Origin of the sequence: Erwinia psychrophila, from assembly GCF_039023475.1 — a bacterium.
In the GTDB taxonomy this organism is placed as follows: Bacteria; Pseudomonadota; Gammaproteobacteria; order Enterobacterales; family Enterobacteriaceae; genus Erwinia.
The window spans coordinates 447930-461025 of the sequence record NZ_JBCHVB010000002.1; the positions used below are offsets into that span (position 1 = coordinate 447930).

The following is a 13096-nucleotide window of genomic DNA, read 5'->3' on the forward strand; positions in this document are numbered from 1 at the left end:
ATTCTTCAGCCAAAGCGGTTTTTATCCGTTAAGCTTAAAAATCATCATCATGGAAAAGTGCGGAACTATGCTCTGGCTGTATAACACTCTCATCGTGCTGTTCACCGTTTTTATCATGGAAATTGTGGCGGCGCTTGCCCACAAATATATTATGCACAGCTGGGGATGGGGCTGGCACCATTCCCACCATGAACCGCATAAGGGGAGCTTTGAGTTAAACGATCTCTATGCGGTGGTTTTTGCCGGACTGGCGATTGCCCTGATCTATTTCGGATCGGTAGGGTACTGGCCGCTTCAGTGGATCGGGGCCGGTATGACGACCTATGGCGCGCTCTATTTTATCGTGCATGATGGCCTGGTGCATCAGCGCTGGCCCTTCCGCTATATTCCCCGAAAAGGCTATCTGAAGCGCCTCTATATGGCCCACCGGCTGCACCATGCGGTCAGAGGGAAGGAGGGCTGCGTGTCGTTCGGTTTTCTCTACGCGCCGCCGCTGACGAAGCTGCAAAAAACGCTGCGACAGCGGCACGGCAGACCGGTCAGCGGGGACGCTGCCACAGCCCGGCAGGACGCGGCGCCGCCGACCCGAAACGGGAAGTAAACGCAAGGCCTGCGCCGGACATCAGCAGCCCCAGCTTTTCAGCCTTGCTGGTGCCCTGACGGCGGTCCCAGGCTTTTTCACCGGCGCGATCCACCTTGACGCCAATTTCACGGTACACGCCGCGCGCGGTGGCAATCGCCCAGGCCGATCGCAGCGGCAGACCCGCCAGCCCGGCACGCGCCGAGGCGTAATAAGGCTCCGCTTCGGCCACCAGCCGGGCGGCCAGCCTCGCCAGCGCGGCGCGGTTGTCCGGCTGGGCGTAATTCTGCAAGGTCAGCCCCGCCTCCGCCAGCCAGTCGGCAGGCAGATAGCAGCGTCCTGCCTGCGCATCCTCAACGATATCGCGGGCGATATTGGTTAGCTGGAACGCCAGCCCCAGATCGCAGGCGCGATCCAGCACCGCCTCATCGCGAACCCCCATAACCTGCGCCATCATCAGCCCTACCACGCCTGCAACGTGATAGCAGTAGCGCAGGGTGTCGTCAAAAGTGCAGTAACGGTCATGCCGGACGTCCATGGCATAACCTTCAAGATGATCGAACGCCAGCCGCTCAGGGATGGCGCTGGCGAGGGCTACTTCCTGAAACGCGGCAAAGGCGGGCTGCGTCATCGTCGCGCCCTGGAAAGCCTGGTGGGTCAGGCTGCGTAGCTGTTCCAGCCGCGCTTCCGGCGAACCTTCAGCCACCGGCGCGGTAAAGCCCATCTCCTGACCGTCAATGACATCGTCGCAGTGCCGGCACCAGGCGTAGAGCATCAGCGCGCCTCGCCGCGTTCTGGCATCGAACAGTTTCGAGGCGGTGGCGAAGCTTTTCGACCCCACCGCGATGGTTTGCGTGGCGTGTTCCAGCAGAGGCTGATTCATCGGGCCAGATCCTCCAGCATCAGACCGGCGGTCGCTTTGGCGGAGCCAATCACGCCAGGCACCCCTGCGCCGGGATGCGTACCGGCACCGACCAGGTAGAGATTCTCAATCTGGCTGTCGCGATTGTGAGGCCGGAACCAGGCGCTCTGGGTCAGAATGGGCTCGACGGAAAAGGCCGAACCCTGATGGGCACCCAGCTCGTCGCGGAAGTCGAACGGCGTAAAAATGCGGTGGGTGACCAGCTGCTCGCGCAGACCGGGCATATAGTGCTTTTCCAGATAGTCGAAAATACGATCGCGCAGACGCGGCCCCTCTTTTTCCCAGTCGAGATCGGCCGTGCCAAGGTGGGGAACCGGGGCGAGCACGTAATAGCTGCCGCAGCCTTCCGGCGCGAGCGAGGGATCGGTGACGCAGGGTGCATGAAGGTAGAGTGAAAAATCTTCTGCTAGCGTATCGCGATTGAAAATATCGTCGATCAGCTCTTTATAGCGCGGGCCGAAGCACACCGTGTGGTGGGCCAGCTGGCTGTGGTGATGGCTGAGGCCAAAATAGATAACGAACAGCGAGTTGCTCATGCGCTTACGCTTCAGCGAGGCCGCACGGGAACGGCCACGCGCATGGTCAGCAAGCAGCTTGTCGTAGGTATGCACCACGTCAGCATTTGAGGCCACGGCGGGGGTATCGAAGCGGCGGCCATCGGCGAGCTGTACCGCTGAAATCCGGTCACCCTGCGTTTCCAGCTTGCTGACGTGGGCATTCAGCTCTATTTCGCCGCCCAGGTCTTCAAAAAGCTTCACCATGCCCTGCACCAGCGCCCCGGTTCCGCCGCGCGGAAACCAGACGCCCCATTCCCGCTCCAGCGCATGGATCAGCGTATAGATGGAGGAGGTGCTGAACGGATTGCCGCCCACCAGCAGCGAATGGAAGGAAAACGCCTGGCGGAGATGCTCCTCTTCGATAAAGGATGACACCATACTGTAAACGCTGCGCCAGGCCTGAAGACGTGCCAGCTGAGGGCCGGCACGCAGCATATCGCGGAACGACAGAAAGGGAACGGTGCCGAGTTTCAGATAGCCTTCTTTAAAGACGGCGCGCGAATAGTCGAGGAAGCGCTGATAGCCCGCCACGTCAGCCGGATTGAAACGGGCAATCTGCGCCTCCAGGTTCGGCTGATCGTTGTCATAATCCAGCACCTTACCTGATTCCCAGCAGAGCCGGTAAAACGGCTTCACCGGCATCAGTTCCACGTAATCTTCCAGACGTTTTCCCGCCAGGGTAAACAGCTCTTCAATGGCGGTCGGGTCGGTGATGACTGTCGGACCGGCATCAAACGTGAAGCCCTTGTCCTGATAAACGTAAGCGCGGCCGCCGGGCTTGTCGCGCCCCTCAAGCAGTCGCGTGGGAATACCGGAGGCCTGAAGCCGGATGGCTAAGGCCAGCCCGCCGAAACCGGCGCCAATTACAATCGTTCTGTTCATTAATAGGCTCGCAGCCGGGGAGTGTGCTTGAGCACGGCCCGCAGGGCTTCGCCAACCGGAACCGGCGGCTTGCCTGTGAGTATCCGTGCCATATCGGTCAGCGTCGGATGACCGGCATAAAACCGGGCGATCAGCCCGTCATCCAGACGGTAAAAACGTTGCATAACCTGCCAGCGCCGGGCGGGCGGGCCAGCCAGAAACAGCATCCGGTTCAGCAGGCGGAAGAAACGCTGCCGCTGCCACTGCCGCAGGGCAAACTGGCGGATAAGGGCGGAGAGCGCCGCAGGGTCGGGCAGGGGCTGAGCGGCAAGCCGATCGGCCAGCGCCACGGCCAGCGGCAGGGAGTACCCGGTTGTGGGATGAAAAAGTCCGGCGCGCATGCCGCTGCACGGCTGGCCCTTCCTCTCCAGCCAGAAAGCTTGAGGAGCGCCCGCCAGCGTAATGGGTAAGTTACCCTGTTCTTCACGCAGTAATGCTTTCAGCGCCATGCCTTTACTCGCGGCGTAGTCGGCGATGCGGCTGCGCGCAGCGTCCGGATCCAGCGCCGCACTGTCTATATAGTGAGTATCTTCAATCAGCACGCGATCTTCGGTAAGCGGAAGCGTATAGACGAAGCGGTATCCCTCAAGCTGGTCGACCGTGGCATCCATCAGTATGGGGCGGGTCAGGCCGTGAGGGCGCGCCAGCTGCCACTCCTGGCCGAGAAAAGACTGAAAGCCGGCCTGAAGATGCGGGCTGGGCTGATAGCCACGCCCGTCCAGCACCGCCCGCGCAGTATGGACCTCGCCGCCGGCAAGCGTCACCTGCTCCGGCGTGAGGGCGCTGATTTCAGCGTTCGTCTGAAGATGCAGGCCCGGCAGGGCGCTAACGATCGCGGCAAACCGTTCCGAGGTCACCGTCAGGTAGCCGCCATCCAGCGTGCGGCTAAACTGCGGAAACTGTACGTCATACCCCGCCCAGCGATGCGCCACCAGAGGCGCAATCCACTCATGCTGTTCGGGCGTTAAATCGTGCTGATGGAATGACCAGGTATGGTTGCCGCCGGGCTGCGAACCGCCCTCCAGCATCAGAATTTTCAGGCCGGGCTGGCGCTGCAATAGGCGAAGGGCGATCAGGCCATTTGCCAGTCCGCCCCCTGCCAGAATTAAATCCCACTTTTTCACCATGTTCTCCCGGCAAGCATCTGCGTGGATGATCCTAGTGCCTGTTCAACAATATCTGCCGCCCTGGCCGTCCCGCCCGCTTTTTTGAGCTGAGCCTGGACGGCACCCAGCCGCAGCCGGTAACTTTCATCCTCAAGGAGTTCATTGAGATTCCGCGCCAGAGTGTCGCTCCGGCAAAAGCGCGATACCCGGCGTCCAATGCCGCTCCAGGCAACGCGGGCCGCCACGCCGGGCTGATCGAAAGCAATCGGTACTGCCAGCACGGGGGTCAGGCTGGCGACCGCGTCGGCGACGGTATTCAGCCCGCCGTGGGTAATGACCGCCTGCGCCTGCTGAAGCACGGCGGGCTGATCGGCAAAATCCGTTACCCACGTTGCTCCGCTGGTCTTTAACGTTTCGCACTGGGCGGCGCTAAGGCCCCCGCAGTGAGCGATAAGTAACTGGACGCCCAGCGTCTGGCAGGCGCGGGCGATGGTTCTGAATAACCGGAAGCGGTGGCCCTGCAAGGTACCCAGTGACGCGAAAACAAAAGGGGTATCCGGCGAGACGGGCCAGGTTTCGCCCCGCGCGGAAGCTGCCGGGCGAAGCGGGCCGACCGCATGATAGCCCGGCGGTAACGCCCGCCGGGGGAAATCCAGCGCGGGCAGAGTCTGGCTGATCTGCGCAAGCGGTGAAAGACATTCGTGCAGGCCCTGTCGTGCAGGCAGGCCAAAGGCCCGCGCATGGCGGTTGATCACCCGGTTATGCCCGCGCATCATCCAGTCATAGATCCGCTGGCTGGTGGCGTAGCGTTTCAGCGCCCGATCGTCGGTGGCGTACTGAAAAGGCATCACCGGCAGCGGCAGGCCCGGCTCCCGGTTAACCGGCAGGGCGCAGGCGACCGAGACGAAAGGCAGTCCGAGCGCATCGGCCACCAGCGCGCCGGCGGGCTCCATCTGATCGACAATCAGGCCGTCGACGCCCAGCTTTTCCAGCGCGGCGGGCAGCGTCTTACAGAGCATATCGGTATTACGCGCCATATCCTCTATCAGTCTGAGTACCGAAAGGCCGCCCGGGCTGGCCGCCAGGCTCAGCGTGCGGGCGAGCGTGCCGGGCGGGTGCGACGCCTCGCCAACGGGCAGAAAACCGATATGCGGATCGTTCAGTAGCGTCCGGGCCTCGGGCTGCTGAATAAAGGTGATGCGGTGTCCGCGCGCCATCAGCGTCTGGGCCAGCGCCTGGAGCGCCCGCTGATGGCTGAATAGCGGAGGCGCGATCGCGGCGTAATGGCTCATGGTTCACTTCCGGCATAGCGCAGCGGAGCCTGCCGCAGCGCGCGAAAGCTGGCGCTGCCGGTGCAGAAGCAGGCCGTTCTCAGCTGATCGATAACGATCTGAAAACGCTCCATTACCGCCTCGCCCGAGACGCTGGCGCTGGGCAGGATGGCCGCAGCCAGTCCGGCCAGATCGGCCCCCAGCGCAATCGCCTTCGCCACGTCGATGCCGTCAGCGATGCCGCCGGAAGCGATCAGGGGAATGTCCGGCAGGCGCTGGCGGATATCCCGCAGCGCGACCGAGGTGGGGATCCCCCAGTCGGCAAAGGCCATTGCCACGGCGCGGGCGTGAGGCGTGGCCGCGCGTTCACCTTCCACCGCCGCCCAGCTGGTGCCGCCCGCGCCCGCCACATCCAGCATGGCGACGCCGGCGTCGGCCAGGCGCTGTGCCACCTCTGGCGAAAGGCCCGCGCCCACTTCTTTCACCACCACGGGCACGTCCAGCGCGTTAACCAGGCGGTTAAGGGCGTCGGTGATGCCCAGCCAGTTGCGGTCGCCGCCACTCTGGAGCACTTCCTGTAGCGGATTAAGATGCACAATCAGGGCGTCGGCGCCGATCATATCGACGGCACGGCGTGCATAGTCCAGCCCGTGCGGCTGGGCAATCTGCGCCGCGCCCAGGTTCGCCAGCAGCGGAATGTCAGGGGCGATATCGCGCAGCTGGCGGTTCAGGCCAAAGTCCACGTCGCTTTCCAGCGCCACCCGCTGCGAGCCGACGCCCATTGCCAGGCCAAGCGCCTGCGCGGCGGCGGCCAGATGGCGGTTAATTTCCTCCGCGCGCTGCGCCCCGCCCGTCATCGAGCTGATCAACAGCGGCGCACTCATCGGGCGGCCAAACAGGGTAGTGCTCAGGTCAACAGCGTCATAATCCAGCTCGGGTAAGGCACAGTGGTCAAAGCGCCACGCTGCAAAACCCGTGCGAATATGACTGACTGCCCGCGCAGGGTTTAGCACAATATCAAGATGATCGTTTTTTCGCTGAATCAGGTCCGCGTCCTTCATTGACTCTCCACGGGGTAACTCATTTTAATAAAAAAAGCCTCAGCCGAACGCGGCAAGCTGCTGCTCAAACCAGCTATGCATAAAATGCCGGGTCGCCACTCCCTGATTGCTAACGTAGGCGAAGTGTTGGTCAGCGCTGTGCAGATGATCGCGCAGACGCTGATGCACAACGTCTGCGCCCAGCAGGGCGACCAGCGTTGATTTGCCCGCATCCTGATGCGGATCTTTGCCGGTGCCATCGTGGCTGTCGGCCAGGTCGTCCAGCAGCTGAAAAGCCTGTCCCAGGTCCTGGGCGAAGCAGCGCAGCTTCTGGCGCACCAGCGGTGAGGCGCTGGCAGCAAGGGCTGCCATCTGCAGCGTGGCGTCAAACAGCATGCTGGTCTTGAGATCGTTGGTTCTGGCGATAGCCGTCGGGCTGCGCTGCTCGCCACCTTCGCTCAGATCCTGATACTGTCCCCGGACAAGCCCCTGTAAGCCGACCGCCGAGGAGAGCGCCGTTACCGCCTGCGCCCGGCAGTCGGCGGGCAGCCCCTCCGCAGAAGCGATTATTCCGAAAGCGTTGCTGAGTAAGGCCACGGCCGCCAGAATCGCCACATCCTGACCAAACTGGCGGTGGATTGTTGGCCGGCCACGGCGCAGCGTGGCGTTATCCATACAGGGAATGTCATCCAGGATCAGCGAGGCGGAATGGACCATCTCAACGGCACAGGCCAGATCGATCAGGCCGGGATGATGCTTATCACAGCCCAGGTCGTGGGCCGCCAGCAGCAGCAGCAGGGGACGGATACGCTTGCCGGGAGCCAGCGTGCCTTCACGCATGGCGGCGCTGACCCGGTCACGCTCATCACCCGATGGCAGAAGGCGGTCCAGGCGGCTGTTCAGCGCTTCGCGCAAGGCCAGCAGTTCAGTTTCCTGATTCAGGGATTTTTCTGCATTGACGGTCATGGTCACTCTTACTGGTTACGCTGTTGCTGTTTAAATGTTCATAACCGGAGACGGCTCAGTGTCCGGACCTGCTTGCCGTTCAGCAACCGGGTGTGCAGCCAGAATGAGGGCTTCCGGTTAAAGGTCGATTAGTAGCCACGTTACCTGTTGCGTAAGGCCGCTATGGATAAGACTAGATGATTATCAAGAAATTGCGCCCACGCCCGGTGAGAAAATGATGGGCGGATTATCTGGTAAGAACGGGCTGCGTCACCTTCGCCAGGCGGCTTATCATGTCAGTAAAGATTTCAGCAGCGTCACTACCTGGTGAACTTCTGCGGGTGACAGCGCACCGTCCCGGGCAAAACGCACTTTCCCTTCTTTATCCAGCACGATAACGGCGGAACCTTCCGCTTTCAGCTGCCAGGCCTGGCGGGCCGATCCCTGCCCATCGATAATAAACTGCGACCAGGGGGACTCCTTTTTGCTGGATTTGAGACTGGCGCGCACAAACACGGCGCTGCCGGGAATCGCGTCGTCAGTATTCACAATCAGCGTGGTCTGGTAGCGATCCGCCGGGAGGCGTAAAGCCGCCAGCGCCTGCGTCAGCGGTTCATTCTGCTCTTTAGCCGCCATGCGTCCGGCGAGATGCAATATCACCCGAACTTTACCCGGCAGATGTGCGCTGTTCCACGGCTGATAGCTGAACTCTTCCTGCTGATAAGTCAGTTCGCCATTGACCGCAACGCCAACTGGCGGCACGGGCTGGCCGGTAACAAAAGTATGTGCGGAAGCAGTGGCGATCAGCATACAGGTGAGCATAAAGGCAGTAAGGCGGGCGGACATGGCGTTCTCCGGAAGGCGGCACAAGGTGCCGCCGTTAAAGTCCCTGTGCGATCAGGCTTGTTTGGGCTGGCCGTTTGAAGCGGTAATACCGCCGTCGACGGGCAGGTTTACGCCTGTAATATAGCGGGCCTCATCGCTGGCGATAAAGGCAATCGCGTCAGCGATATCTTCGGGTTGTCCGGCACGGTTAAGCGGGATCCGCTCATAAAATTTATCCAGCAGTGCCTGATTCTCTTCCATATCTTTGGTCAGCTCGGTCAGGGTGAAGCCGGGGCAAATCGCATTGACGCGAACGCCATCCTGACCGTAGTCCATCGCCAGAGAGCGGGTGAAGTTGGTCACGGCACCTTTAGCGGCATTGTAGACGCTCATGCCCCAGTCGCCGCCCATGCCGGAAACGGAGGAGATATTGACAACGTTCCCCTTCGTTTTCAGCAGCGCTGGCATAAAGTAATGGACGCAGTGGAATACGCCGTCCAGATCGATCTTCATCATTTTTCGCCAGTCATCCAGCTCAATCTCATGGATGCGGCCCTGGACAATGACGCCGGCATTATTGACCAGCACGTCAGCGCGGCCATATTTCTCCAGCACTTTTTCCGACAGCGCCTTAACCTGATCCGCTTCGCCCACGTCGCAGGTCGCGATCAAATGATCGCCCGCGGAAAGGGTCGCCAGCGTTTTTTCAAGCTTCTGCCGGGTGCGGCCCACCAGCACGACAGAGGCGCCCTCGCTGGCGAAACGCTGCGCGGTTGCTGCGCCAATACCTGAACCTGCGCCTGTCACCACCACCACTTTCTCCGTAAAACGTGCCATGTTGTCCTCCTGTTCGGGATTAATAGGTTGCAGAGTCACTCTATAAACCTGGCAAACCCAGCGGGAAGCGCAAGTGTCTGCCGGGGTTAAGAAACTTTCTGAAGGGCGTTTGCCGGAAAAAACGGCAGCGCGGCATTTATTCGCTTCCCGGCCTGCTGCCCGCGCCGTTTGCCGGAGAAAGGCGCAGGCGTGGGTTGCCTGATCGTCAGGGATACGGCTACTGTTTAGGCTTAAAGTGAGTTTTTCCCGCTACCATCGCGACAGGGAACCGTCATGAAAAAAGTTTTAGGCACGTTTTTACCGCTCTATACCACCACGCTGCTGATGCTGCTTGGTTCTGGTCTGCTGACCACCTATGTCTCCTTACGGCTTGCTAATGAACAGGTCAGCGGTGGGATTATCGGGGCCATCATTGCCGCTAACTATATTGGCCTGGTGATTGGCGGTAAGGTTGGACACAACCTGATCGCCCGCGTCGGGCATATTCGTGCTTACGTTGCCTGCGCCGGGATTATCACCGCTTCGGTCCTGGGGCATGGCCTGACGGATTTCCTGCCGCTCTGGATTTTCCTGCGGATGATTATCGGGCTCTGCATGATGTGCCAGTACATGGTGCTGGAGAGCTGGCTTAATGACCAGGCGGAGCCGGGACAGCGCGGCCTGATCTTCGGCTTCTATATGGTGGCGACCTACCTCGGGCTGTCAGCAGGCCAGATTATTTTGATGTCCCAGATTGGCTCGGGCCCCAGCAGCTTACTGATCGTGGCGCTCTGCTTTGCCCTTTGCCTGGTGCCGATTGCCCTCACCACACGGACCAAGGTGCAGCCGATGTCGCCGGCGCCGATGGAACTGGGCTACTTTTTTACCACCATCCCCAAAGTGCTGTTTATGACGCTGGTCATCGGTATGGCTGTCGGCTCTTTTTACGGTATGGCGCCGGTTTATACCAGTCAGCTGGGGTTCAGCACGCAGCAAACTGGCCTGTTTATGGGCATCACAATTTTCGCCGGGCTGATTTCACAGTTTCCGCTCAGCTGGCTTTCTGACCGGATGGATCGCCACCGCCTGCTGTTTATCACCGCGCTGCTCTACGCGCTGGCGGCGCTGCCGCTGACCTTGCCGCTCCAGGTTAATCCAGCCTGGGTGTTTGGCGCAGCGTTCATTGCCAGCATGATGCAGTTTTCGCTCTACCCGCTGGTGGTAGCGATGGCAAATGACAGTGTGGTACCGGAGCGTCGCGTATCGCTGACCGCCTGTCTGCTGATGGCATTTGGCGTCGGGGCCTGTATCGGCCCTCTGGCCATCGGGGCGATTATGCAGCCGCTGGGCGGGAATATGCTCTATCTCTTCTTCTCGCTGTGCGGGCTGATTATCGCCGGCATGAGCTGGTATCGCAGTACGACGCATCAGCAGAGCAGTGAACCGCCGGTGCCGCATGTCCCTATGCCGGATACGATGGCCAGCTCTCCGCTGGCTGCCGCGCTGAACCCTACCAACACCGAAGAGGATATTCAGGCCGCGATGATCAATACCGACGATCAGGTGGACGTTGAAAAGAGCGACGGGGAGTCAGACTTTCTGGCTGATGCCGACGCAGACAGCGCAGCCTCGGACGAGCTGGCTGAAACCGAAACGGCCAGTACAGCGCCTGTCGATCTGACCAAACCCGAAATAACCGGTACAGAAGCGGCCGAAAGCAGGCCGAAGCGGGAGTAAATCATTGAGATGTCGGCATCATTACGCAGACGATTTCACCAACCGGTCGCCAGGGCGCAGCAAGCGAAGCTGCGTTTCCTGATGTTTTCAGATATTGAATGGCTAATTTATTCCTGAAATTTCCTTTAAGTTCAGTAAAAATGAGTTTTTGCATTCAGGAAATTCTGAAAAGTTGACCGATTGTTGCGAGCGTTTATACTAGCCCTAATTCTGTAAACAGGTTAGGGCGGCTTATGAAGGATCGGTTATCTACCAGGGGTAAAGTCTGGACCGGAATTATAGTGGGCTGTGCGCTGGTCTGGGGGCTGATCCTGCTGGTGATGTTGTGGTAAGGGCGAAGTGGGAAGTCATAACAGGGAACGCCTGCTCCCTTTAATCGCTGTCGGCCACGCCGCCCACCCCCACTACCGGCGCTTTTCAGCCAGTAAATGTTAAGAAAGCCTGATTTTCATTCAGGCATGCTTGTTAATTTATCCGCATACGCTGGCATTATTCACACCAGATTTGCGCAAACGCCTCTCCATCTTCCGAAGATTCTTACGCCCACTTTTAGCTATTTATGATGGCTTTTTTTGGGAGGTTTTCCCTGATTCTGGATTTTTCATGACGTCTGCGTGAGCCCGCAGTTATCCGATCGTGCAGGATGCTTTGCTGAAAGGCGGCGTGGCAGGTCACTCATGCGTTCCGGAACGAAAAAAACAGCCCTTTTTCACTGTGTATTTCAGCGCATCTTACTGACAGACAGGGTGACTCTACCCTGCCTGCGTATTGCCCCCGGCCTTTCGACCCGCTTCTCCAGGCTTGAAATAAACGGCCATTCTGATTAGGCTTGCGCAGCAAAGGGCGGTGCTTTACTAATCCAACCATGCCGGCTGTAACGCGTTGATAACGCCTGACATTGCCGCTTAGTAATGCAAAGGTACACTCAGGCTGTCAGGAGAGCGCCGTTCATGCACGCCCCGCCGTTTTTCCCATGAGGAACTTATGATTAAGTCTGTGATTGCTATTATGATTGGCGGCGCTGTCGGCTGTGTGATCCGCTGGCTGCTGGGCGTGCGTCTTAACGCCGTATTCCCCAGCCTGCCGCCCGGTACGCTGGTGGTCAATCTGCTCGGCGGTTTTATTATCGGCGGGGCGATGGTCTTTTTTCTGCGCCATCCTCAGCTTGACCCCGCCTGGAAGCTGCTGATTATGACCGGCCTGTGTGGCGGTATGACGACCTTTTCCACCTTTTCACTGGAGATAATGTCGCTGCTCCAGTCGGGTGACTACCTCTGGGCCATGGCTTCCGTACTGATCCACGTTATCGGATCTGTGCTGATGGCTTTCGCCGGCTTCTGGCTGATGTCGTTGATTTTGTAACGACGTCAGGGTCAGCCGGGGCGTAATGGCCGGGCAGGGATCACTCCATCTCATTCTCTTCCATCAGCTCAATCGCGCTGGCGCTGGCCGCATCAAACAGCGAGAGCGTCTCAATCTGATCGAGCATGATGACTTTACGAAACGCCATCGCCGATTTCGGTTCGGAATCGAGCGTGATGCCGTGATCGTAATACCACTTGCTGTAGTTATGCTCAATGTTCAGTTTAAACGTTTTCCCATCCCGGTAGCCGCTCAGCATAGGGATCAGCACCAGGTTAGAGGTGGACGTTGTTTCATAGGCTGCTGTGTGCACCATGCCGATATAGATGCGGCGTGATTTGAGCGTGATCCAGGCGAGGTCGCCTTCCTCCATGCACTGGTATAACAAGCCTTCGACGCCGTTAGCGCGTGAGAGTTTCTGGTAAAGTTTTTTTCGCCCGCTGCTGTCCAGCCGGGCGCTGCCAGACCAGCTGGAGCGATAGATGCAGAAGGCGACGGCAAAAGCGAGCATCACCACTACCGGGGCCTGAATGCCGAGAAAGCTCCAGGTCATAAAATCGACCTGCCAGTTGTAATGCCCCGCGTGGGCAAACTCCGGCAGCGCGTTCATGATGGCCGAGCAGGTGAGCAAGATTAACCAGAGGATACCGGTCGCGATCACCCCCTGTAAGACGAAAATGCAGCCGTAAAGCGCAACAAGGAAATAGACATCCCAGCCGAAGGAGCGTTTGATTTTAAAGCGGGTGGAGAGGTCGCGGCTGGTGTACCAGTAGCCGCATACCATCAGCACCATAAAAATAGCCGTACCCATCTTAAGCCCTCTTTAATGCGTTAACGTGACGGGCAAAGTCACTATGAACTTCGGCGCTGCTGATGTTGACCGATGCGCTACCATCCTCATCGATCAGGATGCGCTCACCCTCTTCGATAGACTCTTCGATATCACGCGATGACATAACTTGTAGCAGGGAATCGGGGCTGGAAAAAAGCGACATAAGAAAGCGAAACATAATG

General features: G+C 59.4%; 14 protein-coding genes. 3 read left to right on the top strand and 11 right to left on the bottom strand.

Going from position 1 to position 13096, the window contains the following annotated elements:
- Positions 1–67: 67 nt before the first annotated feature.
- The gene (locus AAH446_RS08070) at positions 68–601 is read left to right on the top strand and encodes a sterol desaturase family protein (protein WP_342906194.1); all 534 of its coding nucleotides are present in this window, start codon (positions 68–70) and stop codon (positions 599–601) included.
- Here AAH446_RS08070 and crtB read toward each other — a convergent pair.
- From crtB to budC, 8 genes are all read right to left on the bottom strand, one after another.
- The gene (gene crtB / locus AAH446_RS08075; protein WP_342906195.1) at positions 540–1463 is read right to left on the bottom strand and encodes a 15-cis-phytoene synthase CrtB; all 924 of its coding nucleotides are present in this window, start codon (positions 1461–1463) and stop codon (positions 540–542) included. The genes AAH446_RS08070 and crtB overlap by 62 nt on opposite strands.
- Complete coding sequence (locus tag AAH446_RS08080; protein ID WP_342906196.1) at positions 1460–2941, bottom strand: phytoene desaturase; 1482 nt, start codon at positions 2939–2941, stop codon at positions 1460–1462. The genes crtB and AAH446_RS08080 overlap by 4 nt, the downstream gene beginning before the upstream one ends.
- Positions 2941–4107, bottom strand: coding sequence for a lycopene beta-cyclase CrtY (gene crtY, locus AAH446_RS08085; protein ID WP_342906197.1), 1167 nt, complete (start codon positions 4105–4107; stop codon positions 2941–2943). Before crtY ends, AAH446_RS08080 begins: the two co-directional genes overlap by 1 nt.
- Entirely contained in the window at positions 4101–5378 is a 1278-nt protein-coding gene (locus AAH446_RS08090; protein WP_342906198.1) for a glycosyltransferase, read from the bottom strand. Before AAH446_RS08090 ends, crtY begins: the two co-directional genes overlap by 7 nt.
- Positions 5375–6418, bottom strand: coding sequence for a type 2 isopentenyl-diphosphate Delta-isomerase (fni, locus tag AAH446_RS08095; RefSeq protein ID WP_342906199.1), 1044 nt, complete (start codon positions 6416–6418; stop codon positions 5375–5377). The genes AAH446_RS08090 and fni overlap by 4 nt, the downstream gene beginning before the upstream one ends.
- Positions 6419–6457: 39 nt before the next feature.
- Positions 6458–7363, bottom strand: coding sequence for a polyprenyl synthetase family protein (locus AAH446_RS08100; protein WP_342906200.1), 906 nt, complete (start codon positions 7361–7363; stop codon positions 6458–6460).
- A 270-nt stretch (positions 7364–7633) separates the two neighbouring features.
- Entirely contained in the window at positions 7634–8188 is a 555-nt protein-coding gene (locus AAH446_RS08105; RefSeq protein WP_342906201.1) for a YtfJ family protein, read from the bottom strand.
- Between the two features lie 51 nt (positions 8189–8239).
- Positions 8240–9004, bottom strand: coding sequence for a meso-2,3-butanediol dehydrogenase (gene budC / locus AAH446_RS08110; RefSeq protein WP_342906202.1), 765 nt, complete (start codon positions 9002–9004; stop codon positions 8240–8242).
- A 273-nt stretch (positions 9005–9277) separates the two neighbouring features.
- Between budC and AAH446_RS08115 the strand changes: the two genes are divergently transcribed.
- Positions 9278–10720 (top strand): MFS transporter, encoded by a 1443-nt coding sequence (locus AAH446_RS08115; protein ID WP_342906203.1) that lies wholly within the window; start codon positions 9278–9280, stop codon positions 10718–10720.
- 1 nt (position 10721) lies between these two features.
- Here AAH446_RS08115 and AAH446_RS08120 read toward each other — a convergent pair whose 3' ends face one another.
- The gene (locus AAH446_RS08120) at positions 10722–10874 is read right to left on the bottom strand and encodes a hypothetical protein (protein WP_342906204.1); all 153 of its coding nucleotides are present in this window, start codon (positions 10872–10874) and stop codon (positions 10722–10724) included.
- 830 nt (positions 10875–11704) lie between these two features.
- Here AAH446_RS08120 and crcB point away from each other — a divergent pair.
- On the top strand, positions 11705–12082 hold the full coding sequence (gene crcB, locus AAH446_RS08125; protein ID WP_342906205.1) for a fluoride efflux transporter CrcB: 378 nt from the start codon (positions 11705–11707) through the stop codon (positions 12080–12082).
- Between the two features lie 40 nt (positions 12083–12122).
- Here the strand turns inward: crcB and AAH446_RS08130 are convergent, their stop codons facing one another.
- Together AAH446_RS08130 and AAH446_RS08135 are read right to left on the bottom strand one after the other, a co-directional pair.
- Positions 12123–12893, bottom strand: coding sequence for a hypothetical protein (locus AAH446_RS08130; RefSeq protein ID WP_342906206.1), 771 nt, complete (start codon positions 12891–12893; stop codon positions 12123–12125).
- Between the two features lies 1 nt (position 12894).
- Positions 12895–13092 carry a hypothetical protein gene (locus tag AAH446_RS08135; RefSeq protein WP_342906207.1) on the bottom strand — a complete coding sequence of 66 codons (198 nt, stop codon included), beginning with the start codon at positions 13090–13092 and terminating at the stop codon, positions 12895–12897.
- Between the last annotated feature and the right edge of the window lie 4 nt (positions 13093–13096).